Consider the following 20,623-nt stretch of genomic DNA (forward strand, 5'->3'; position numbering starts at 1 on the left):
AGCTTAGAGGATCAGCCTTGGACGTCTCTCTGCGTTGATCCTACCCCAACAGGAAACCCATCGTGATCGACAACTGCGCAGCGTAATACAGCATCCAGACCGCGTAGCGCATCAAGGCGCGGTGTGGCGAAACGGCGATCAGCAGGAACTTTTCCGAGGCGAGCAGCCCGTCGGACGCCATGAACAGCACGGCGCCGCCGACGACCCAGATATTGCTCAGCGTCAGGGCTGAAATCGCCATGGCGAGGATTGCCGCGATATAGACGCTGACCGGAAGGCGCAAGGCGGGGCCGACACGGCGCCAGAGCGAAAAAAGCATGGCGAGCGCGAACACGGCCATTGCCAGGGCAATCGACCCGCGCCACGGCTCGGCCGAGAGCAGCCCGATCCCACCGCCGGAACGCAGGAACAGCGCGATGTAAAGCCCATGCGCGACGAGAAAACTGGCCAGCCCGCCGAGAAAAGCCTTTTCATCGTCGCGCGACAGGAACGCGTCGCCGACGGCGCTGAGCGCCAGTGCCGCTACGAGCAGCCACGGACCGCCCTGCAGCGAGGCCAGCACGGCAAGCATTGCCACGGCCAGCGTCTTGACCGCAGAACGCGCAAGCGTCGGCGGCATGTCGATGATGAAGGCGTAGATCACCGCCGCCACCAGCGAAAACAGCAGCGTCGCATTGGCGTTGGCGTCAATGCCGCCGGGAAACGGCATCACGCCCCAGCCTCGCCAGTTGCCTGCTTGCGCAAGAACAGCGATTTCGCCGCAAGTGCTGCCCCGCCGGTGATCAGCACGCAGGCGGCGAGAATGCGCAGGGACGGCTCGGCGAAACCGGCTGATATCAGCACCAGCGTCGACAGCAGCGGCGCGGCATAGCTCGCCGCGCCCAGCACCTGGATGTTGCCGCGCTTGACGCCTATGTCCCAGGCGTAGAAGGCCGCGCCCACCGGCATCAGGCCGAGGCCGAGCACGGCCAGCCACTGGCCGGCGCCGACAGGCAGCACCGTCTCTTCCAGCATCAGATGGCAGACAAGGGAAAGTGCTGCCGTGGCCGCACAGAACCAGGTGACGACGCTGGTCGGCACCGACGGGAAGCGCCGCGACAGCAGCGAATAGGCCGACCACAGCACGGCGCAGACGCCAGCCATCGCATAGCCAAATGCATAGCGCGCGTCGAAGGCAAGCCCGCCGCCCTTGGTGACGATCAGGAAAGTGCCGGCAAGCCCGAGCAGCGCGCCGACGACATGGTTCCAGGCCAGCCGCTCGCCCGGCATCAGCGCCGATCCGAGCACGATCAGCAGCGGCCACAGATAGGCGATGAGGCTCGCCTCCACCGCCGGCGCGTTGCGCAGCGCAGTGAAGTAGAAGAAGTGATAGCCGAACAGGCCGGCAATGCCGATCACCCACACTTGCGGCGGTATCTTCTGCCGGTTGGCGGCGGCCGGCATGAACAGCCGCGCGACGAGCCCGACGCCGGTGCCGATCGTGAAGGTGATCGCCGAAAGCAGGAATGGCGGCACCGCACCGGAAGCGTCCGTAAGCAGCGCCAGCAGCGCCCACATGGCGATCGCTGAGAAGCCGATCAGTGTTGCGCGCCCCATGTCCGTCGGCCTCATGCCTGTTTCTGGCGGCGCGCGATCGCGCCTATTCTGTTGCTTCGAACCGCTCCGCGCTGACGGTGAGAGTGCCGATTTTCGTGCTGACGGTGGCGTGGATCGGCGCATATACGCCAGTTTGACCGACCGGCGCAAATGTCACCATGATGCGGCTGCGATCCTTCAGGTACTTCAAAGCTTTGCGGTTCTTGCGGTACCCCGCCACCGGCTCAAAGCCCAGCCTGCAGGTGACGGTCTCGCCCTTGTAGCCGCGCACGGAGATCGAACCTTTCGAATAGTATGTCAGCGTCAGATTGGCGCGCATCTCGCCGTCATAGAGTTTCACCGTGCGCCCGCAGACCTTGTCGAGGCTATCGGCATGGATGACGGTGGCGGCCATCGGATCGAGCACCGACGCGAGATGGCTGGCGCCCAGCGGTATCCAATTTTTGGGATTGCGCTTCTTCGGCGCAGGCACGACCTTCGTCGCGATAACAGTGCCATTGGCGAACTGGATATCGATCATCGAGGCCTTCTCGCCCGACTTGTAGTCGGCGCGGAACGCTTCAGGCTGCAATTGCTTGCCCGAAATCTTGCCTTTTGACGAGACCGTGCCGCGTGTGTCGTCGAAGATTGTGGCGAGGCCGGCGCTGGAGACGCTGCCGTCGATCGAATAGGTATCGCCTTCGTAACTGCTGGAAAAGGTTGCTTTCGCCACCGAGAGGCCGAGGATCGATACCGTATACTCGCCCTTGAAGGATTGTGGCGTGGCGGCAGACGCTGCCGTCGGCAGTGCAACGGCAAGCGAGGCAAGAAGAGCAAGAGACGAACGAAGCATGGCGGGGATCGATCCTCGATTTTTCAGCGGAAGCGGACAACTCCGGCCTGGCATCTCGTTGTGCGACCGCTTATAGGCTGAATTCCGGCCTTTATGTGAAAAGGCGTCGTCACACCCGTGCGCAAGCCGGAGCTTGACGCATCGGCGAAATGCAACTATGGAACGCCAACTTTTTCCATAAGGCCGCCTGACCGAAACCGCGCGCCAACCGGCGCGGGTCGAATGTTTGGCCAGACCGAGAACTGAAGGTTTAGAACCATGTCCCGCACCTGCGAACTCACTGCCAAGGCAGTTATGTCCGGCAACAATGTGAGCCACGCCAACAACAAGACCAAGCGTCGCTTCCTGCCCAATCTCGTCAATGTGACGCTGATCTCGGAAGCGCTGAACCAGAATGTGCGCCTGCGCATTTCGGCCAACGCGCTGCGTTCGGTCGAGCATCGCGGCGGCCTTGATGCGTTCCTGGCCAAGGCCGACGCCAAGGAGCTGTCGCAGCGCGCCCGCCTGCTGAAGAAGCAGATCGCCAAGAAACTTGCCGAACAGCCTGCCGCTTAATTTTTTCAGGCAACCGCCTTCCAAGGAGTGTCGTCCGAACTCGGCATGACACCCCGCTGGTTCCATTACCCAGGATAAAAAAATGAGTTTTTTCTCCCGCTACCTGCCCTTTGTTGCGGCCATGGCGCTTGTCGTGGTGGCGTCGAACATCCTTGTGCAGTTCCCGCTGGAAGGTGCGATCGGCGGCTTGTCGCTGGCCGACATTCTGACCTGGGGCGCCTTCACCTATCCCTTCTCCTTCCTGGTCACCGACCTTGCCAACCGCCGCTACGGCCCGGCCGTGGCGCGCCGGATCGTGTTTGTCGGCTTCACGGCGGCGGTGATCTGCTCGGTCGTCATGCCGCCCTTGCTGTTCCGCTACGGTCTGATCGAGTTCGAAACGGCCGCCGACCGGCTGGTGCGCATTGCGGCGGCTTCCGGCACCGCGTTCCTGATCGCGCAACTGCTCGACGTGACCGTGTTCAATTGGCTGCGCCGGCAGAGCTGGTGGCGGGCGCCGATCGTCGGCACGCTGGTCGGCTCGGTGTTCGACACCGCCGTGTTCTTCACCGTCGCCTTTTCAGCGGCCTTCGCCTTCGCTGGCCCGAACGATGGCTTCGCGCTTGAAACCGCGCCGCTGATGGGCGTGCTGCCGGTCGAGACCATGCGCTGGGTGTCATGGGCGCTCGGCGACCTCGGCGTGAAGCTGATCATCGCCGTGGTGGCGCTGATCCCCTACCGGCTGCTTGCCGCCCGCTGGAGCCAGCCGGCACTGGCGGCATAGACCATGATCCCTGAGAGTGGGTGCCGGTTTTCGGAAAAGATCATGCTCACAGGGTCTCGAGCATGATCCCATGGGTCCAGCTCGATAGCGCGAATACGCCTGACGGCGACCACGAGCTTCGCCTGAAACAACGCGGCGCCGAATTCTCGATCATGCTCGGCTCGAACGAACTGATGAACAGCCGCCTCAGCGGCTCCGAGGAAGCGCTGGCCAGGCTGTCCTGCCAAACGATTGCCGGTCGGCGGCAGCCGAAAATCCTGATCGGCGGGCTGGGCATGGGCTTCACGCTGCGCGCCGCCCTTGCCGAGCTTGGCGCCGACGCCGGCATTGTTGTCGCCGAGTTGGTACCCGCCGTCGTGGCGTGGGCGCGCGGCCCGATGGCCTCGGTGTTCGGTGGCTGTCTCGACGATCCGCGCGTGACCGTTCGCGAGGCGGATGTCGGACGGCTCATCAAGTTGGACGTGGCAACCTATGACGCCATCCTGCTCGACGTCGACAATGGGCCGGAAGCGATTGTCCACGGGGCCAATGACGCTCTTTACAGTATAGCCGGGTTGAACAGAGCGAGAGCAGCGCTCAAGCCCGGCGGCGTGCTGGCGGTCTGGTCGCAGGGGCCCGACAGCGGCTTTACCCGCAGACTCAAGCAGACGGGCTTCTCGGTCGAGGAAGTTAGGGTCCGCGCCAATGGCAAGCGCGGCGCCCGCCACGTCATCTGGATCGCGACCAACGAGCAATAGGCCGAATTCTCTTTGCGAAGCTGCGAACATCGAAGAGCTCGAGACGGCAGCCTCGCCATCAGCCAATCGCCGCACGTTCTCAATCCTCGTGCAGCACAAATTCCAGATAGAGATTACGCTGTAGCATCGAGTGGTTGTCGTCCGAGATCAGCGACACCATCAGTGCGCCGTCGTCGCGGGTCCAGACGTCGAGCCCTTCCATATTGTCGATCTGGTAGGCCATGTCGGCTTCCATCAGCACCGGCCCGTCGGCAACGGCGCCCTTCTCGACGCTTTCGCCATAGATGCGCCTCAGCCGCATCTTGACCCCGCCAGCCATCGAAAAGCTGCGCTCCAAAAGCAAGAGGTCGCCGTCCGGCAGGAATGCGCCGTCGGTAATGTCGAAATTGCCGTTGCGCTTGACGGTGAAGACACCCTTGTGCGGCCCTCCGATAACAGCCGCATAGATGTTGCCGGCCTTGTCGAGGCTCTTCTCCGACACCACGACCAGCCCGCCTTGGTGCTGGCCGTTAGGATGGGCGTGGGTGACGGTCTCAAAGCCGCGATTCAGGCGAAGTTCCCAGGCTGGAATCAGGGAATCCAATTGCTTGAACGGCGGCCCCATATCGTGCGGGTCGATCTTGAACTGGGAAACACGGTGGATGCGCTCGAAGCCGACCGTGGCAATGCCGCCCTTGACCGCAAGGCCTTCGGCGTCGACCTTCCATTTCTCTTCGATCAGGCCCGCCTCGTCGACCATCTGCTGCATGCGGAAATTCCGCATGCCCGACGGGCGCTTGTCGGCATCATGGGTAACCGTGCCGAAGAACCAGAAACCAGTGTCGGCGACGCCGATGAAATCACTGCCGGGCTTGAGGAAGCGAAACGCCGACAGCGCGCCGAAATCGCGTGACGGCGAGGTCATGTCCAGCCCGCCGACGAATTCGAGCGGGCCGAACCGCTTTTCGTCACGGCCGATATGAAACCGGTCTATCAGCCGTGCCGAGATTTCGATCGGCTCGACCGAAACGCTGCCCGCGGCGATGCAAGGCGACAGGGCGATGCCGGCAACGAACAGCGCTGTGACGGCGAAAAGCGTCTGCCGAAAGCCGCCCCGCGAAAAAATCATCCGGCGCGCCGCATGCCGCCGCGTCGCGTGTCCCGCGTACTTTCCTCGCCAAACAGTGAGGCCAGTTGCTCGGTCATGGCGCCGGCCAGTTCCTCGGCATCGACGATGGTGACGGCGCGGCGATAGTAGCGGGTAACGTCGTGGCCGATGCCGATGGCTAGGAGCTCGACCGGCGAGCGCGTCTCGATCAGTTCGATCACCGCGCGCAGATGCCGTTCGAGATAGTTGCCCGGATTAACCGACAGCGTCGAATCGTCGACCGGCGCGCCGTCCGAGATCATCATCAGGATCTTGCGCTGCTCCGGCCGGGCGATCAGGCGGTTGTGCGCCCACAGCAGCGCCTCGCCGTCGATATTTTCCTTGAGCAGGCCCTCGCGCATCATCAGCCCGAGATTGCGGCGCGCCCGTCGCCACGGATGGTCGGCGGATTTGTAGATGATGTGGCGCAGGTCGTTGAGCCGGCCGGGATTCGGCGGCTTGCCTTCCTTCAGCCATTTCTCGCGTGCTTGCCCGCCCTTCCAGGCGCGGGTGGTGAAGCCGAGGATCTCGACCGAGACGCCGCAGCGTTCCAGCGTCCGCGCCAGAATGTCGGCGCAGGTTGCGGCGACCGTGATCGGCCGGCCGCGCATCGAGCCCGAATTGTCGAGCACCAGCGTCACCACCGTGTCGCGGAATTTGGTGTCACGTTCCTGCTTGAAGGACAGCGGCTGCATCGGATCGATGACGACGCGCACCAGCCGCGCCGGATCGAGATAACCCTCTTCGAGATCGAAATCCCAGGACCGGTTCTGCTGCGCCATCAGGCGGCGCTGCAGCCGGTTGGCCAGCCGGCCGACGACGCCGGAAAGGTTGGCAAGTTGCTTGTCGAGAAAGGCCCGCAGCCGATCCAGCTCTTCCTCTTCGCACAGGTCCTCGGCACCCACCGTCTCGTCGAAGGCGGTGGTGAAGACCTTGTAGTCGATCTCCTTCGACAGATTGGTGAAGGGATTGTCGTTGCGGCGCGCCTCGCCGGGCGTCTCGGCATCGGCGTCGTCATCGTCGGACAGGTCGTCGGCGGTGGCATCGGATGCCTCAGTCTCGGCCGATTGCTCGTCGTCGGACGACGCTTCGGTGTCGTCGGACTGCGATTGCTCGGAGCCGGAATCGTCCTCGCCGCCCTCCTCACTCTGCTCCTCGCCCTGCGGCTGGTTGTCGTCGTTGTCCTCTGAGTCTTCCGTCTCCTGGTCGTCGCCGAGTTCCTCGGCCATTTCCATGGAAGCCAGCATCTCGCGCACGACACGGGCGAAAGCCTGCTGGTCGTCGAGCTTGGCCGACAGCCCGTTGAGATCGGCGCTGGCCTTCTCCTCGACCCACGGACGCCAGAGGTCGACCAGCCGCTCGCCGCTCTTTGGCACGGTGCGGCCGGTCAGCTTTTCACGCACCATCAAGGCTAGCGCTTCCTCGATCGGCGCGTCGGCCTTGTCCTTGACGTCGATAAGGTTGGCTCTGGCGTATTTGTCCTCGAGCATCGAGCCGATATTGTCGGCCACACCTTGCATGGCGCGGGAGCCGATCGCCTCGACGCGGGCCTGCTCGACCGCATCGTAGATGGCGCGGGCCTGCTTGCCTTCCGGCGCCAGCCGAGTGTGGATGCGCGTGTCGTGACAGGCGCGCTTCAACGCCATGGAATCGCCGAGCCCGCGGGTGATGGCGATATCGGCCTTCGACGCTTTTTTCGGAAGTTCAGGCAGCCGGGCGCGGCTGCCGGCCAGCGCCGGCCGATCCTTGGCGAAACCGACTTCGAGGTCCTTGTCGCCGGCAATCGCGCGCATGCAGACGGTGACGGCGCGCTTGAAGCTGTCAGCTTCAGAACCCGTCTTCGACTTGTTGCGCGTGTTGTCGCCCGGACCCGCCATCATACATCTCTATTTTGCTGCCGGCTGCTGACCAAATTGAGCGCGAAGGTGGCCGACAACCTCTTCCACCGAGATCGTAAAGTAGCCTCCTTTCCCGCTGTCATATGCATGTCTCCACAAACTGTATCCGTTGTCAAAACCATTAGGAATCGAACCGATCCGTTCAAGTTCAATTACACTTTTTCTCAGCGCGTCGGCGGCTACAGGAAGGTGGGGGACGGTTTGTAGCTGCTTGCCGCCATTCGGAATTGGAGCGTCGGTAACTGAAACCGATACGATCGGCTGGCTTTCGCCATCGAAGTTATCGACTGCGCCAACGATTAACCGCGATGATACCGGTGTCGCGCCGCGATAAGTCCAAATTTGCCCGGCTTTGAATGGTTCATCCTGGGCCATAGCCGCCTGACAGATACCAAAGCAGAAGATTGAAAAACTCCATAGGAATATCCGGAGGATCGTTCCCATGGGATCGGTGTTACCCCAGCACCACATTGGCGGCCGATTCGGGCAGATCCTGGCCGAAAGCGCGCTGGTAGAACTCGGCAACGAGCGAGCGTTCCAGCTCGTCGCACTTGTTGAGGAAGGTCAGCCTGAACGCCATGCCGATATCGCCGAAGATCTCGGCATTCTCGGCCCAGGTGATGACCGTGCGCGGGCTCATGACAGTCGACAGGTCGCCGTTGATGAAGGCCGAACGCGTCATGTCGGCGACACGCACCATCTTGTTGACGATCTCCTTGCCCTTGCTGTCGCGATAGTGCTTGGCCTTGGCCAGCACGATGTTCACCTCATTGTCGTGCGGCAGATAGTTCAGGGTGGTGACGATCGACCAGCGATCCATCTGCGCCTGGTTGATCTGCTGGGTGCCGTGATAGAGGCCGGTGGTGTCGCCGAGACCGACGGTGTTGGCGGTGGAGAACAGCCGGAACGCCGGATGCGGGCGGATGACCCGGCTCTGGTCGAGCAGCGTCAGCCGGCCGGACGACTCCAGCACGCGCTGGATGACGAACATCACGTCCGGACGGCCGGCATCGTACTCGTCGAAGCAGAGTGCGACGTTGTGCTGGTAGGCCCAGGGCAGTATGCCGTCTCGGAATTCGGTGATCTGCAGCCCTTCCTTGACGACGATGGCGTCCTTGCCGACGAGGTCGATACGGCTGACATGGCTGTCGAGATTGACGCGCACCATAGGCCAGTTGAGACGGGCGGCGACCTGCTCGATATGCGTCGACTTGCCGGTGCCGTGATAGCCCGCCACCATGACGCGGCGGTTGTAGGCAAAGCCGGCGAGGATCGCCATCGTCGTGTTCTTGTCGAACAGATAGTCGGGATCGATGTCGGGCACATGCTCGCTCGTCACCGAATAGGCCGGCACCACCATCTTGGACTCGAAGCCAAATTTCTCCTTCACCGACACGGTGCTGTCGGGCAGGTTGGCGATGTCGCGATCGACCTTGTTCATCTTTATCAACGTCTCCACGGGCGAACGCCGCGTTTCGCCGGCAATCGATTTTGTTCGGGGGCGGTCTTAGAGCCTTTTCCAACCTTATGAAAGTTGGAAAACGACACGAACCGAATGGTCGCTCAGCACAATCCTGCCTGCTTGAGCACGCGATACGCCTGGAGCACATCGCGGAACCGGTCTTCCGAACCTCTGTCGCCGCCATTCGCATCCGGATGGTGGCGTTTCACAAGTTCCTTATAACGCGCCTTGATATCCTTGCCAGTCGCCTTTGTATCAAGGCCAAGCGTTTCCAGCGCCTTGGCCTCAAGCGGCTTGGCCTTGCGCTCCCGCGCTTCGCGCGGATCCTTCGGGCCTTTGAACAGGTCGAACGGATCGCGCATGCGGTTGTAGTAGCCGGCGCGGCCGGAACGCTGCTGGGCGAAATCGGGCGAGGAGCGCGTCGAGGCGCCGTTGACGCCCATCTTCCAGGTTGGCCGGTGGCCGGTCATCGCTTCCTTCTGGAAGCGGGCGATCTCGGTATCGGGGACACCGGAGAAATAATTGAAGCCCTTATTGTACTCGCGCACATGATCGAAGCAGAACTGGAAATATTCGCCCTCCTTCATGCGCCCGACCGGCGCGCGATGGGTGCCGGCCTCCTTGCAACCGTCCCATTGGCAGATCGGCGAGCGCGACTTCAACTCCGCATCCTTCTCCGGGCGGATGCGAATTTTCTCGAAATATTTGGGGTACGGTTTCATCTCACCCATTTATGGGCTGTTCGCTGGTGCGAAACAAGAATTGACATTTTTGCAATGATCGCCCTAACCGCTGAATCGGGGCATAAAGCGGGCGATCGGCGAATTTTGTCGCGGCGACGGTACCGCGCTTCCTTCCGGACGCGCAAAGGGCGCCGATTTTCGAGGGTCATGCGCCCGCATATGTGGTGAAGGGAAGTACGAATGTCCATACAGTCAACGATGGAAGGCAAGTTGAAGAAGGCGTTCTCGCCGGAGCGGCTGGTGATCATCAACGAAAGCCATCTGCATGCCGGCCATCACCATCAGGATTCCGACCATCACGACACTTATGACGGCACCGGCGAGACGCATTTCCGCGTCCGCATCGTCTCCTCAGCCTTTGCCGGCATGAGCCGAATCGACCGCCATCGCGCGGTCAACGCATTGCTGGCCGACGAGCTGAAGGCTGGTGTCCACGCGCTGGCGATCGAGCCGGCCGCGCCGGACGAAAAGACCAGGTGGTAGGCTTCAGCCGAGCGCCGCCTTCAGGAAAGTCATCACTGCACGGGTCAAGGTGTCGCCTTCGCCGAAGTCGCGGTTGATCGACATGTGCGAATAAGCGCTGCCGTCGAACAGTGTCACCTCCGTTCCGGTCGCCCGCAGGCGCTCGGCGAAGGCCCGTGAGGCCGCCTCACGACCCGATGCGCGCGAATAGGCGATAAAAGTCGGCGGATGTTTGCGGCTCCCGACATGGGTGGCAGGCGACAGCGCGCGCCACTGCGACGGGTCGGGAAAGGCCCGGGCATAGGCCGGCGTCATGCCGCCGCTGCTCGCAAGCGCCTCCAGATCATAGGCCCTGGTATCGTTCAGAACCAGCGCCGCGACGCCGGGCAGACCGCCGCGCAGCCCGGTCAATGCGGCGAGATGGCTGCCGGCCGAATGGCCCATCACCGCTATCCGGTTCGGATCGCCGCCGTATCTGACGATGTTGGCACGCACGTAACGATATGCCTGCTCGACATCGTCGGCCTGGGTGGCGACATCAGCCTTAGGCAGCATCCGGTAGTCGATCGAGACGAAGCAGAAGCCATTGTCGAGCAGGAAGCCCGGCTTGACGTCGACGTTGGTGCGATTGCCGGCTCGCCAGGCACCGCCATGAATGAAAAGGACCACAGGCAGGGAGCTAGCGCCAGCGCGCGCGTAGATGTCGAGCCTGGCCGGTCCGTAGTCGAAGGTTTGCGGAGATGGCAAAAGCCGGCGCGACGCCGCCGAAGCGCTGGCCGGCAACAAAGCCATCGACATCAAAAGCAGGGTTCGCCGATCGATCACCGTCATCTCCAGACAGCCCAGCCGAAAAGTGCACGCCGGCGCGGCGAGCGTGCAGTCAAGGATTGGTGAGCCGCGACAGAACCTACCAGAACTAGATGTCACCGGCCGGCCTGATCCTCAACCTTGCAATCCGGTTCTTGTCGCGCTTCATGACGACGAAGCGCTTGCCGTGAAAGGTGAACGCCTGCTTCTCGTCCGGGATCAATTGCGTCTCGTGGATGACGAGACCGGCAATGGTGGTGGCTTCTTCGTCCGGCAGGTCCCAGGCGAGCGCCCGGTTCAGGTCTCGGATCGACACAGTGCCGTCGACGACGACGGAGCCGTCGGCTTCCTGCTTGACGCCCTGCACGTCGATGTCGTGCTCGTCGGCGATCTCGCCGACGATTTCCTCGATGATGTCCTCCAGCGTCACCAGCCCCTCGACCTCGCCATACTCGTCGACGACGACTGCGAAATGCGCCTTGCGACGCAGAAAGGCGTTGAGCTGTTCCTGCAGTGTCGTGGTATCGGGCACGAACCACGGTTTTGAAGCGATCTTCATCACGTCGATCTTGGAAAAGTCGTTGCCGACATCGTTCAGCGCGCGTAGCAGGTCCTTGGCATGCAGAACGCCGACGATGTTGTCGAGCGAGCCCTTCCACAAGGGCATGCGGGTATGCGGGCTCTGCAGGATCTCGCGCACCACCGCTTCCGGCGGATTGTCGGCATTGACCGAGCGCATGTTGGTGCGGTGGACCATGACATCGGACACTTCGAGCTCGTCGAGATCGGACAGGCGGCCGATGCGGGCGCGATCCACGCGCACCACCTGGCCGTCGCGCCGAAAATCGTCGACGGCGCCTCGCGCTTCATCATGGTTCGAATGCTGCGGCTCGATGCGCTGCAGTTCATAGCCGAAGGCAGCGAGCAGGCGCGCGCGAAAGGCGAAAGCGAGCAGGCCGAGCCCGGCCAAGACACCAGCGGCAATCCAGCCGGCCTCGTTCATCCCGGGCGGCTCTTCTGCTGACCCGGGCTGCCTTTCGGCTGACCCGGGCGGTTCTCCCTCAGAAACGACAGCACTTCTGACGCCGGCACATCCTTGGCGATGAAGGCCTGGCCGATGCCGCGCGTCAGGATGAAGGTCAGCGCGCCGCGCGAAACCTTCTTGTCCTGGGTGATGAAGGCAAGCAGCGCTTCGGCATCAGGCAATTCACCCGGAATATCGGCCATGCGCCAGGGCAGGCCAACAGCGCGAAGATGCGCCTCGACGCGCGCCGCATCGTCTGGACTTGCCAGGTTGAGGCGTGACGAAAAGCGATAGGCCAGCGCCATGCCGATGGCGACTCCCTCGCCGTGGACGAGACGGGCGCTGTCATAGTGGGTGGCGGCCTCGAGCGCATGGCCGAACGTGTGGCCGAGATTGAGCAGCGCGCGGTCGCCGGTCTCGAACTCGTCGCGGGCGACGACATCGGCCTTGGCGCGGCAGGCTTCGGCGATGGCCTCGGCCCGCTCCGGGCCGCCGGCGAACACTTGGCCCCAGTTTTCCTCCAGCCAGGCGAAGAAGTCGGGGCGATCGATGAGCCCGTATTTGGCGAGTTCGGCGTAACCCGCCCGGAAATCCCGGATCGGCAGCGTATCGAGTACTTCGGTGTCGGCCAGCACCAGTTTCGGCTGATGGAAGACGCCGACGAGGTTCTTGCCGCGCGCACTGTTGATGCCGGTCTTGCCGCCGACGGAAGAGTCGACCTGCGCCAGCAGCGAAGTCGGGACCTGCACGAAATTCATGCCGCGGCGCACGATGCCGGCGGCAAATCCGGCCAGATCGCCGATGACACCGCCACCGAGCGCGATGACGACATCGCCGCGTTCCAGTCTTGCGGCGAGCACGCCGTCCACCACCTCTTCGAGATGCGCGAAACTCTTGGTCTTTTCCCCAGCCGGCAACGTGATCACGGCGGGCTGGATGCCGCCCTTTTCAAGGCCGGCCTTCAACGTCTCAAGGTGTGCTGCGGCGACATTGACGTCGGTGACCACCGCGGCGCGCGTACCGGGCAGGCGGCGCGAAATCTCGCTGCCGGCGCGCAAAAGCAGGCCGGAGCCGATCAATATGTCATAGGCACGATCGCCGAGCCCGACTTCGACGGTGACTGTCGTATTGGTGCTCACGACCGCACCTCGCCTGTCACGGCCGCAACGCCGAAATACCCGCAAAGCGCATTCACCACCTCGGCCGCGATGACCTCCTTGCGATCGTCGCGGGTCGGCACAGTGACATCGGCGGCTGCGTAGACCGGATAGCGCTCAGCCATCAACCGCTCGATCACGGCGCGGGGGTCGGCGCTTTTCAGGAGCGGCCGGTTCTGCTTCTTGGAAACGCGGTCCATCAAGAGGTCGATCTCGGCCTTCAGCCATACCGACACGCCATGGCCGGCAATGGCCTCCCGCGTCTGCGCACTCATGAAGGCGCCGCCGCCCGTAGACAGCACCTGCGGACCATGTTCCAGCACGCGCAGGATGACCCGCTGCTCCAGCGCCCGGAACTCGGTCTCGCCATAGCGTTCGAACAATTCAGGGACGCTCATGCGCGACACGCTTTCGATCTCCTGATCGCTGTCGATGAAAGGCAGTCCCAGGATGCCCGCCACCTTGCGGCCGATCGCCGTCTTGCCGGCGCCCATAAGGCCGACAAAGACGATGGAACGGTTGCCCAGCCGGCCGAGCAGCGCGGCATGGCTCTCATCGGGAGTATTTGCTGGTAGTGCGTTCATGACACCATGATGTTTCTAAGCAGGTTCCGCCAAGTGTCCTACGGTTTGGCGACAAGAACTGCGACAAGCCAAAGAATCTAAGCAGGCATTCGTGGGCCAGCCCACGAATGCCTGCTTAGGCCCTCTTTGCCGGCGTATCGACATCAAAAGCCTGTTTGCGTCAAGCGTGGCGGCCCCGAGCGTCGTCCGAGCTTCGCCCTTGAATTGGCCGGATTGGCGTCTCATAAGGGCACAGGGTTTGGAAATGCAGAACAAGAAGACGGGCGAAAATTGATGCCGACACTGTTCCGCTTTGTCGTGACGCTCACGATTCTGGCTGGCATTGTCTATGGCACGATGTTCGCTCTGGCGATGTTCGTCGAGCCGAGAAAGACCGAAATGAGCGTACGCATTCCTCCCGAAAAGCTGAACCCCAAGAAAAACTGACCCAAAAGAGAAAAACTGACCCAAAAGAAATGAATAGCGCGGCCCGCATCGAAGCCTTTTTGGAAATGATGAGTGCCGAGCGCGGCGCTGCCGAAAACACGCTTTCCAGCTATCGCCGCGACCTCGAAGACGCTTCGGCCGAGATCGACGGCGGGCTCGCGGGTGCCGCCGCCGCCGATATCCGCGGCTATCTCGACGAGATCGCGGCGCGCGGTTTTGCTGCCACCTCGCAGGCACGCAAACTGTCGGCGATCCGCCAGTTCTTCAAGTTCCTCTATGCAGAAGGCCTGCGCGGCGACGACCCGACCGGAACCTTGGACAGTCCGAAGAAGGGCCGGCCGCTGCCGAAGACGATGAGCGAGGCCGACACCGGCCGGCTGATCGACCGTGCAGCGCAGGAGGCAGCTGACGCCTCGCTGAACGATGGCGACAACCTGGCGGCGCTGCGCCTGCATGCCCTGGTCGAGGTGCTCTACGCCACCGGCCTGCGCGTTTCCGAACTGGTCGGCCTGCCGGTCACGGTGGCGCTGCGCGACGATCGTTTCTTCATGGTGCGCGGCAAGGGTGACAAGGAACGGATGGTGCCGCTGTCGGCAAAGGCGCGCATGGCAATGCGGGCCTGGCTCGCTGCCCGGGCAACGGTGCCGGCTTTCGCAGATAGCCCGTTCCTGTTTCCAGCAGCAAGCGACAGCGGCTATCTCTCGAGGCAGGTTTTCGCCCGGGACCTGAAGGGCCTTGCCGCGCGCGCCGGCATCGCCTCTGCGAAAATATCGCCGCATGTGCTGCGCCATGCTTTCGCCAGCCATCTCCTGCAGAACGGCGCCGATCTCAGGGCCGTGCAGCAGTTGCTTGGCCATGCCGATATTTCAACGACGCAGATTTACACCCATGTGCTGGAGGAGCGGCTGGTGCGGCTGGTCAACGATCATCATCCGCTTGCCGACTAGACGTCATATCGCTATGTGAGGACGACGTTCCACCGCCCGGCGCCTCTATTTCCCAGGTTCCGTCAGTCATTGCCTCCCGGCTTATCGGTCCGCTCAAGAATGTACAATTACCTCGATTTCGAAAAGCCGGTTGCCGATCTCGAAGGCAAGATTGTCGAGCTGAAGAAGCTCGCAGAGAATGGCGAGGCGGTCGATGTCGGCGATGAGATCAGCCGTCTCGAGAAACGCGTGCGTGACGCATTGCGCGACACTTATAGGGCGCTGACCCCGTGGCAGAAGGTGCAGGTGGCGCGCCATCCGGACAGACCGCATTGCGTCGACTACATAAAGGGCCTGTTCAACGATTTCACGCCGCTTGCCGGCGACCGCAATTTCGGCGAGGACCAGGCGATCGTCGGCGGCTTCGCCCGCTTCCGCGGCGAGCCGGTGGCGATCATCGGCCAGGAAAAGGGTTGCGACACGGCCAGCCGGCTGAAGCATAATTTCGGCTCGGTACGGCCGGAGGGCTATCGCAAGGCGGTGCGGCTGATGGAACTCGCCGATCGCTTCAACATCCCGTTGCTGACGCTGGTCGACACGGCCGGCGCCTATCCCGGCGTCAATGCCGAGGAGCGCGGCCAGGCCGAAGCCATCGCCCGCTCGACCTCGGCCTGTCTCGGCCTGAAGGTGCCGTCGATCTCGGTGGTCATCGGCGAAGGCGGCTCGGGCGGTGCCATCGCGATCGCCACCGCCAACCGCGTCTACATGCTCGAGCATGCCATCTATTCGGTGATCTCGCCGGAGGGCGCCGCCTCGATCCTGTGGCGCGACACCACCCGCTCGAAGGATGCGGCGACCAACATGAAGATCACCGCCCAGGATCTGCTGGAGCTGAAGATCATCGACGCCATCATTCCCGAACCGCTCGGCGGCGCCCATCGTGGCCCGGAAACGGTGATTGCCGCCACCGGCGACCTCATCGCCAAGACGATGAAGGAGTTCTCCGGCGCCAACACCGATTTTCGCGAGCAGCGCCGCGAAAAATACCTGGCTATGGGGCGAAACCTTTAGACCATGATCCCAAACCGAAGGTCAGCGTAGCAAAAAGTGGGTACCGGTTTTCGGAAAAGATCATGGTGAAACAAGAAGATTCGGGCCGTCCGATTTCAATCGGACGGACCGCCGGACGGTTTCGGCGCTGCAATGTGGCGAGATTGAGCACCTTCGCCACAAAAATGCCGCTGCACTCGTTTCAATCGGATTGCCGTAATGGCCCGGCGCTTGCGGTAAGGAATTTTCAAGGTTAACGGACTTAGGGTTGGGTCTGTCGGCGTTGATGCCTGCGGTCCGAAAGAAAAGACATAGCCATGTTTGCCAAGCTTGCCCGCACCGGACTTCTGATTGCCGCGATAGGCGTCGCCGGCTGCACCGATTCTTCGATGAAGGATTTTGCCCCCCACGCCAACAAGCCGCTGCCCGACAAGATCCTGGCCAGCATGAAGGCCAAGGGCATGACCCGCACCTCGCCGGTGATGGCCCGCATCTTCAAGGAAGAGGGCAAGCTCGAAATCTGGAAGGCCAAGCCTAACGGCCGCTACGACTTGGTCGCCAGCTACGACATCTGCAAATGGTCGGGCAAGCTGGGTCCCAAATACACCGAAGGCGACCGCCAGGCACCGGAAGGCTTCTATACTGTCCGTCCGGCGCAGATGAATCCGCGGTCGAGCTACCACCTTGCCTTCAACATCGGCTATCCCAACGCCTACGACCGAGCCAATGGCCGCACCGGTTCCCATCTGATGGTTCATGGCGCCTGCTCGTCGTCGGGCTGCTATTCGATGACCGACGCGCAGATCGAGCAGATCTACGCCTTCGGCCGCGACGCTTTCCAGGGCGGCCAGACCGAGTTCCAGATCCAGGCCTTTCCGTTCCGCATGACCGCCGCCAACATGGCGCGCTATCGCAAAGATCCGAACTACGAATTCTGGAAGATGCTGAAGGTCGGCTACGACAATTTCGAGATCACCAAAGTGCCGCCGAAGGTCGATGTCTGCGAGAAGCGCTATGTCTTCAACCAGGTCGCGGCTGACGGCGCGACCTTCGATCCGACCGGCGCCTGCCCCGCGACCACGCAGCCGGATTCGCTGAAGAGCGCCTTCAATGCCTATCAGAGCACCTACGAAGCGGCTTTTAACGGCGCGGTCAAGGCTAGCGTGCCGGCGCCCAAGCCGACCATCGCCGGGATCAAGGAAGCCAGCATCGTCTCCGAGTGGTCGAAGAAGCGCGCCCGTGGCGAACGCGTGCCGATCGAGCCGCCCTCGCTCAACGCCGACGGCTCGTTGACGGCGACGGCGCGCATGGGCCGCATCGATTCGCCGGCCGGCCGCAAGATGGCCGCGCTCGACGCGGAGAAGGCCGCCAAGCAGAAGGCCGAGGAGCAAAGGCTTGCCGCGATAGAAGCAGCCAAGGCCGAGAAAGAGGCAGCTAAGGCTGAGGCTAAGGCTCAGGCTCTGGCTGAAGAGGAAGCGGTCCGGGCCGCAGCCGAAGCGCCTGTCGCCACTGCAACCGTCGTGCCCTCCGAGGCCGCCGCGGCAATCGAAACGCAGGCGGCGAGTGCCGACGAAAGCACGACGACAAGGCTGAAGAAGAAGCTGCTCGGCATGTTCGGCGGCTGAGGTTCATGCTTGAACAAGAAGATGGGGGCCAAGAAGAAAGGCCCTCAACCAGCCCCGCCGCCGTCTACGATCTCAAAGGCCTGAACTGCCCGTTGCCCGTGCTCAAGGCAAAAAAGCGGTTGGCAACAATGCAGCCGGGCAGCCGCCTGTGGCTTGAAACCACTGATCCCCTCGCCGTCATCGACATTCCCGCCTTCTGCACCGAGAGCGGCCATCGATTGATCGAAACGGCAGCGATATCAGGCGGCCATCGCTTCCTCGTCGAGCGCGGCGGTGGCTGAGTTTCAGCTTAGCTCGTTCTGGCGAAAGCGGCTGAGCGGGACAATCTCCCTTGAGGGGAGATGCCAAGTTTTGGCAAAGAGGGCAGGCCAGAGGGGTTGCCGCGCGTGAAGCGCCAACCTTTTCTTTCGTCCTGCGGGGCGTCGCACCAGCCGAGGCGACCCCCTCTGTCGCCTTCGGCGACATCTCCCCCTCAAGGAGGGAGATTGGTAGCTGCACGGACGCCGCCAGCTCCGGAACGTTTGCAATTCCGTTAGAGGGCAGTGCGGCGTTCGGAAATTGAAGCTACCGCCCGGCGATGGCCAGCGGGTTGTTTTCCAGCGCTGCGCGGTCCGGTGTGTCGATCGACGGCCGGCTGGTGACGGCGGCAAACAGCCGGCGGACGTAGTCTTCCGGCATGTCGAGCGTGATCAGCACCAGCCTTGTGCCGCGTTGACCGTCCGGCCAGGACGGCAGCCGCGCCGGCGGATGAAGGATCTTCTGTACGCCGTGGACGACCAGCGGCCGCGACGGGTCTTCCAGCAATTCGATGACGCCCTTCATGCGCAACAGGCGCTCGCCATGCGCCGATCGCAACAGGTCAAAGAACATCTCGATCGCCGAAAACGGCACCGGCCCTTCATGAACCAACGAGTAGGAGCGCACGCGGGAATCGTGCCGATGGTCGTGATCGTGCTCATGGTTGCCGTGGTCATGACCGCCATGGTGATCATGGGCGGCTTTCTCGCCCAGCCAGCGCCGCACGTCGGCGGACTTGGTGGCCGGGTTGTAGAGGCCGCAATCGAACAGCGCCGCTACATCGGTCCTTCTGTCACCCGCATCGAGCAGCTCGGCACCCGGATTGATCTGCCGCAGCCGGGCCCGCAAGGCCTCGACGTCGCGCGGATCGGTGGCCAGCTCGGCTTTCGTCAGCACGAGGCGGTCGGCGACGGCCACCTGCTTCACCGCCTCTACATGGGCGTCGAGCGTCGCATTGCCATTGACCGCGTCGACCAGCGTGATGACGCCGTCGAGCCGGAAGGCCTGGACCAGCGCCGGATGCGCCATGATCGATTGCAGCACCGGCGCCGGATCGGCGAGACCGGTGGTTTCGATGACGACGCGGGCAAGCCGGGCGATGCGGCCGGTCTGCAGCCGGTCGACGAGATCGGCTAGCGTGTCGACCAGTTCGCCGCGCACCGTGCAGCAGAGACAGCCGTCGGAAAGCTGGATGATGCCGTCTGAGGCCTGTTCGACCAGGAGATGGTCGATCGCCACCTCGCCGAACTCGTTGATGATGACCGCGGTGTCGGCAAGTGCGGGATCCCTGAGCAGCCGGTTGAGCAGCGTCGTCTTGCCGGCGCCGAGAAAGCCGGTCAACACCGAGACGGCGATGGGAAAGCCGCTGCTCATCAGGCTAGTTCAAGGCCTTGGCGGGCTGGTCGTCCTGGGCCGCGGTGGCGGAACCGATCACTGCCGGCTCGGCGCCGGGCGGCGGCGGCAGGTCGGGCCGCCAGTTCGGCAGCGGCACGTCGGCATATTCCCGGCCCGATGCATCGAGCATCGCCTTCGGCTTCGGCCCGGTGGCGCCGCCAAGGCCGACGGCGACCAATGTCGGCACATGGTCGAGCTTTTTCCGATAGGGAGATTTTGGCGCATTCTTATCGCCGACAGTGACCGCTTCCGACTGCTCCTTAGCCGGCTTCTTCCTGCAAATCTCGTCATTCAGGTTGTTGACCGATGTGGTGTCGCCATAGGAAGGCAGCGCCGCCACCGTCAACCAGCCCGGTGTCGGCGTGGCAAAGCCGTGGTCGAGCAGCCTGGCGACGGTCTCGGCGCGGGTGACGGCCGACTTCTCGCCAAGCACCACCGCCACCAGCGTGCGCCCGCCGCGTGTTGCCGAGCCGATCATGTTGAAGCCCGAAGGACAGACGAAACCGGTCTTCATGCCGTCGGCGCCGGGATAGCGGCCGATCAGGAGATTGTAGTTCGGGATCTGCTTCTTGCCGACGGCCAGGCCCTCGATCGAGAACCATGGGGCATATTGCGGAAATTCCGTGCGGATCGCCATCACCAGCAAGCCGAGGTCGCGCGCCGTCGTATACTGGTCCGGCGAAAACAGCCCGTTCGGGTTGACGAAATGCGTTCCGGTCATGCCGAGCCGGCGCGCCTCGGTGTTCATGCGTTCGGCGAAAGCGGCCTGCGAACCGCCGATGTTCTCGCCGACGGCCATGGCGACGTCGTTGGCCGACTTGACCAGCATCATCTTCAGCGCGTTGTCGAGCCGCATGACCGAACCCGGCTTGAAGCCCATCTTGCTCGGCGGCTCGCCGGCGGAACGTTTCGAGACCTTGATCGGCGAATCGAGCTGGACCTCGCCCGCGGCAATCGCACGAAATGCCACATAGGCGGTCATCAGCTTGGTCAGCGAGGCAGGATACCAGCGCTTGAAAGCCTCCTGGTGCTGGAGGATCTTGCCATTCCCCAGATCGAACACGATCGTCGGATTGGCGAGAGCCGGTCCGGCCAGCACCGGAAGCGCCACGGCGCCCGCCAGCAATAGTTTGAGGAAATGCCTGTACCGCATGGTGG

The 20,623-nt window shown here is 63.0% G+C and carries 23 protein-coding genes; 9 read left to right on the forward strand and 14 right to left on the reverse strand.

Translation table 11 applies throughout. From position 1 onward, the window contains the following. Window positions 1–40 precede the first annotated feature (40 nt). The 3 genes from ACWTU7_RS20765 to ACWTU7_RS20775 are packed head-to-tail and all read right to left on the reverse strand — an operon-like array spanning window position 41 to window position 2,428. Window positions 41–709: a lysoplasmalogenase family protein gene (locus ACWTU7_RS20765; protein WP_455840069.1), complete on the reverse strand. Its 669-nt coding sequence runs from the start codon at window positions 707–709 to the stop codon at window positions 41–43. Then, window positions 709–1,596 (reverse strand): aromatic amino acid exporter YddG, encoded by an 888-nt coding sequence (gene yddG, locus ACWTU7_RS20770; protein ID WP_455840070.1) that lies wholly within the window; start codon window positions 1,594–1,596, stop codon window positions 709–711. Before yddG ends, ACWTU7_RS20765 begins: the two co-directional genes overlap by 1 nt. Before the next feature lie 43 nt (window positions 1,597–1,639). Further along, window positions 1,640–2,428: a DUF3108 domain-containing protein gene (locus tag ACWTU7_RS20775; protein WP_455840027.1), complete on the reverse strand. Its 789-nt coding sequence runs from the start codon at window positions 2,426–2,428 to the stop codon at window positions 1,640–1,642. A gap of 258 nt (window positions 2,429–2,686) precedes the next feature. Between ACWTU7_RS20775 and rpmB the strand changes: the two genes are divergently transcribed. The 3 genes from rpmB to ACWTU7_RS20790 all read left to right on the forward strand — a co-directional run bounded on the left by rpmB (window position 2,687) and on the right by ACWTU7_RS20790 (window position 4,483). Further along, complete coding sequence (gene rpmB / locus ACWTU7_RS20780; RefSeq protein ID WP_006328411.1) at window positions 2,687–2,983, forward strand: 50S ribosomal protein L28; 297 nt, start codon at window positions 2,687–2,689, stop codon at window positions 2,981–2,983. An 82-nt stretch (window positions 2,984–3,065) separates the two neighbouring features. Further along, window positions 3,066–3,746 (forward strand): queuosine precursor transporter, encoded by a 681-nt coding sequence (locus ACWTU7_RS20785; RefSeq protein ID WP_455840028.1) that lies wholly within the window; start codon window positions 3,066–3,068, stop codon window positions 3,744–3,746. Window positions 3,747–3,808: 62 nt separating this feature from the next. Further along, a complete protein-coding gene (locus ACWTU7_RS20790; RefSeq protein WP_455840029.1) occupies window positions 3,809–4,483 on the forward strand; it encodes a spermidine synthase in 675 nt (224 codons plus the stop codon). A gap of 79 nt (window positions 4,484–4,562) precedes the next feature. Here the strand turns inward: ACWTU7_RS20790 and ACWTU7_RS20795 are convergent, their stop codons facing one another. The 5 genes from ACWTU7_RS20795 to ACWTU7_RS20815 form a co-directional block, all read right to left on the reverse strand. Further along, the gene (locus tag ACWTU7_RS20795; protein ID WP_455840030.1) at window positions 4,563–5,591 is read right to left on the reverse strand and encodes an esterase-like activity of phytase family protein; all 1,029 of its coding nucleotides are present in this window, start codon (window positions 5,589–5,591) and stop codon (window positions 4,563–4,565) included. After that, on the reverse strand, window positions 5,588–7,486 hold the full coding sequence (cobT, locus tag ACWTU7_RS20800) for a cobaltochelatase subunit CobT (RefSeq protein WP_455840071.1): 1,899 nt from the start codon (window positions 7,484–7,486) through the stop codon (window positions 5,588–5,590). Before cobT ends, ACWTU7_RS20795 begins: the two co-directional genes overlap by 4 nt. Before the next feature lie 9 nt (window positions 7,487–7,495). After that, window positions 7,496–7,951 (reverse strand): hypothetical protein, encoded by a 456-nt coding sequence (locus ACWTU7_RS20805; protein WP_455840031.1) that lies wholly within the window; start codon window positions 7,949–7,951, stop codon window positions 7,496–7,498. A 10-nt stretch (window positions 7,952–7,961) separates the two neighbouring features. After that, window positions 7,962–8,948, reverse strand: a complete 987-nt coding sequence (gene cobS, locus ACWTU7_RS20810; RefSeq protein ID WP_455840032.1) for a cobaltochelatase subunit CobS — start codon at window positions 8,946–8,948, stop codon at window positions 7,962–7,964. 122 nt (window positions 8,949–9,070) lie between these two features. After that, entirely contained in the window at window positions 9,071–9,700 is a 630-nt protein-coding gene (locus ACWTU7_RS20815) for a J domain-containing protein (protein WP_036262308.1), read from the reverse strand. Window positions 9,701–9,892: 192 nt separating this feature from the next. Here ACWTU7_RS20815 and ACWTU7_RS20820 point away from each other — a divergent pair, with 192 nt between their 5' ends. Beyond that, a complete protein-coding gene (locus ACWTU7_RS20820; RefSeq protein WP_455840033.1) occupies window positions 9,893–10,195 on the forward strand; it encodes a BolA family protein in 303 nt (100 codons plus the stop codon). A gap of 3 nt (window positions 10,196–10,198) precedes the next feature. On the opposite strand, the gene ACWTU7_RS20825 is transcribed toward ACWTU7_RS20820, so the two are convergent. The 4 genes from ACWTU7_RS20825 to ACWTU7_RS20840 all read right to left on the reverse strand — a co-directional run bounded on the left by ACWTU7_RS20825 (window position 10,199) and on the right by ACWTU7_RS20840 (window position 13,746). Continuing rightward, window positions 10,199–10,999: an alpha/beta hydrolase gene (locus tag ACWTU7_RS20825; protein WP_455840034.1), complete on the reverse strand. Its 801-nt coding sequence runs from the start codon at window positions 10,997–10,999 to the stop codon at window positions 10,199–10,201. Window positions 11,000–11,090: 91 nt separating this feature from the next. Then, a complete protein-coding gene (locus tag ACWTU7_RS20830; RefSeq protein ID WP_095517828.1) occupies window positions 11,091–11,984 on the reverse strand; it encodes an HlyC/CorC family transporter in 894 nt (297 codons plus the stop codon). Then, entirely contained in the window at window positions 11,981–13,144 is a 1,164-nt protein-coding gene (aroB, locus tag ACWTU7_RS20835) for a 3-dehydroquinate synthase (protein WP_455840035.1), read from the reverse strand. Before aroB ends, ACWTU7_RS20830 begins: the two co-directional genes overlap by 4 nt. Further along, window positions 13,141–13,746 (reverse strand): shikimate kinase, encoded by a 606-nt coding sequence (locus tag ACWTU7_RS20840; RefSeq protein ID WP_455840036.1) that lies wholly within the window; start codon window positions 13,744–13,746, stop codon window positions 13,141–13,143. Before ACWTU7_RS20840 ends, aroB begins: the two co-directional genes overlap by 4 nt. Window positions 13,747–14,019: 273 nt before the next feature. Here ACWTU7_RS20840 and ACWTU7_RS20845 point away from each other — a divergent pair, with 273 nt between their 5' ends. From ACWTU7_RS20845 to ACWTU7_RS20865, 5 genes are all read left to right on the forward strand, one after another. Further along, window positions 14,020–14,172 (forward strand): hypothetical protein, encoded by a 153-nt coding sequence (locus ACWTU7_RS20845; RefSeq protein ID WP_029348640.1) that lies wholly within the window; start codon window positions 14,020–14,022, stop codon window positions 14,170–14,172. Window positions 14,173–14,201: 29 nt separating this feature from the next. Then, complete coding sequence (locus ACWTU7_RS20850) at window positions 14,202–15,119, forward strand: site-specific tyrosine recombinase XerD (protein WP_095517831.1); 918 nt, start codon at window positions 14,202–14,204, stop codon at window positions 15,117–15,119. 99 nt (window positions 15,120–15,218) lie between these two features. Beyond that, entirely contained in the window at window positions 15,219–16,169 is a 951-nt protein-coding gene (locus tag ACWTU7_RS20855) for an acetyl-CoA carboxylase carboxyltransferase subunit alpha (RefSeq protein ID WP_455840037.1), read from the forward strand. A gap of 296 nt (window positions 16,170–16,465) precedes the next feature. After that, window positions 16,466–17,773, forward strand: a complete 1,308-nt coding sequence (locus ACWTU7_RS20860) for a L,D-transpeptidase family protein (protein ID WP_455840038.1) — start codon at window positions 16,466–16,468, stop codon at window positions 17,771–17,773. 5 nt (window positions 17,774–17,778) lie between these two features. Further along, window positions 17,779–18,054 carry a sulfurtransferase TusA family protein gene (locus tag ACWTU7_RS20865; protein WP_455840039.1) on the forward strand — a complete coding sequence of 92 codons (276 nt, stop codon included), beginning with the start codon at window positions 17,779–17,781 and terminating at the stop codon, window positions 18,052–18,054. Window positions 18,055–18,337: 283 nt separating this feature from the next. Here the strand turns inward: ACWTU7_RS20865 and ACWTU7_RS20870 are convergent, their stop codons facing one another. Together ACWTU7_RS20870 and ACWTU7_RS20875 are read right to left on the reverse strand one after the other, a co-directional pair. Continuing rightward, entirely contained in the window at window positions 18,338–19,444 is a 1,107-nt protein-coding gene (locus ACWTU7_RS20870; RefSeq protein WP_455840040.1) for a CobW family GTP-binding protein, read from the reverse strand. Window positions 19,445–19,448: 4 nt separating this feature from the next. Then, complete coding sequence (locus ACWTU7_RS20875; protein ID WP_455840041.1) at window positions 19,449–20,618, reverse strand: D-alanyl-D-alanine carboxypeptidase family protein; 1,170 nt, start codon at window positions 20,616–20,618, stop codon at window positions 19,449–19,451. Window positions 20,619–20,623: the final 5 nt, after the last annotated feature.

The sequence above is a fragment of the Mesorhizobium sp. BHscii genome (genome assembly GCF_053848065.1).

Excerpts from the sequence above, each read along its gene's own strand:
- ACWTU7_RS20765 (WP_455840069.1), bottom strand. The coding sequence starts at position 709 with ATGCCGTTTCCCGGCGGCATTGACGCCAACGCCAATGCGACGCTGCTG.
- yddG (WP_455840070.1), bottom strand. The coding sequence starts at position 1,596 with ATGGGGCGCGCAACACTGATCGGCTTCTCAGCGATCGCCATGTGGGCG.
- ACWTU7_RS20775 (WP_455840027.1), bottom strand. The coding sequence starts at position 2,428 with ATGCTTCGTTCGTCTCTTGCTCTTCTTGCCTCGCTTGCCGTTGCACTG.
- rpmB (WP_006328411.1), top strand. The coding sequence starts at position 2,687 with ATGTCCCGCACCTGCGAACTCACTGCCAAGGCAGTTATGTCCGGCAAC.
- ACWTU7_RS20785 (WP_455840028.1), top strand. The coding sequence starts at position 3,066 with ATGAGTTTTTTCTCCCGCTACCTGCCCTTTGTTGCGGCCATGGCGCTT.
- ACWTU7_RS20790 (WP_455840029.1), top strand. The coding sequence starts at position 3,809 with ATGATCCCATGGGTCCAGCTCGATAGCGCGAATACGCCTGACGGCGAC.
- ACWTU7_RS20795 (WP_455840030.1), bottom strand. The coding sequence starts at position 5,591 with ATGATTTTTTCGCGGGGCGGCTTTCGGCAGACGCTTTTCGCCGTCACA.
- cobT (WP_455840071.1), bottom strand. The coding sequence starts at position 7,486 with ATGGCGGGTCCGGGCGACAACACGCGCAACAAGTCGAAGACGGGTTCT.
- ACWTU7_RS20805 (WP_455840031.1), bottom strand. The coding sequence starts at position 7,951 with ATGGGAACGATCCTCCGGATATTCCTATGGAGTTTTTCAATCTTCTGC.
- cobS (WP_455840032.1), bottom strand. The coding sequence starts at position 8,948 with ATGAACAAGGTCGATCGCGACATCGCCAACCTGCCCGACAGCACCGTG.
- ACWTU7_RS20815 (WP_036262308.1), bottom strand. The coding sequence starts at position 9,700 with ATGGGTGAGATGAAACCGTACCCCAAATATTTCGAGAAAATTCGCATC.
- ACWTU7_RS20820 (WP_455840033.1), top strand. The coding sequence starts at position 9,893 with ATGTCCATACAGTCAACGATGGAAGGCAAGTTGAAGAAGGCGTTCTCG.
- ACWTU7_RS20830 (WP_095517828.1), bottom strand. The coding sequence starts at position 11,984 with ATGAACGAGGCCGGCTGGATTGCCGCTGGTGTCTTGGCCGGGCTCGGC.
- ACWTU7_RS20840 (WP_455840036.1), bottom strand. The coding sequence starts at position 13,746 with ATGAACGCACTACCAGCAAATACTCCCGATGAGAGCCATGCCGCGCTG.
- ACWTU7_RS20845 (WP_029348640.1), top strand. The coding sequence starts at position 14,020 with ATGCCGACACTGTTCCGCTTTGTCGTGACGCTCACGATTCTGGCTGGC.
- ACWTU7_RS20850 (WP_095517831.1), top strand. The coding sequence starts at position 14,202 with ATGAATAGCGCGGCCCGCATCGAAGCCTTTTTGGAAATGATGAGTGCC.
- ACWTU7_RS20855 (WP_455840037.1), top strand. The coding sequence starts at position 15,219 with ATGTACAATTACCTCGATTTCGAAAAGCCGGTTGCCGATCTCGAAGGC.
- ACWTU7_RS20860 (WP_455840038.1), top strand. The coding sequence starts at position 16,466 with ATGTTTGCCAAGCTTGCCCGCACCGGACTTCTGATTGCCGCGATAGGC.
- ACWTU7_RS20865 (WP_455840039.1), top strand. The coding sequence starts at position 17,779 with ATGCTTGAACAAGAAGATGGGGGCCAAGAAGAAAGGCCCTCAACCAGC.
- ACWTU7_RS20870 (WP_455840040.1), bottom strand. The coding sequence starts at position 19,444 with ATGAGCAGCGGCTTTCCCATCGCCGTCTCGGTGTTGACCGGCTTTCTC.
- ACWTU7_RS20875 (WP_455840041.1), bottom strand. The coding sequence starts at position 20,618 with ATGCGGTACAGGCATTTCCTCAAACTATTGCTGGCGGGCGCCGTGGCG.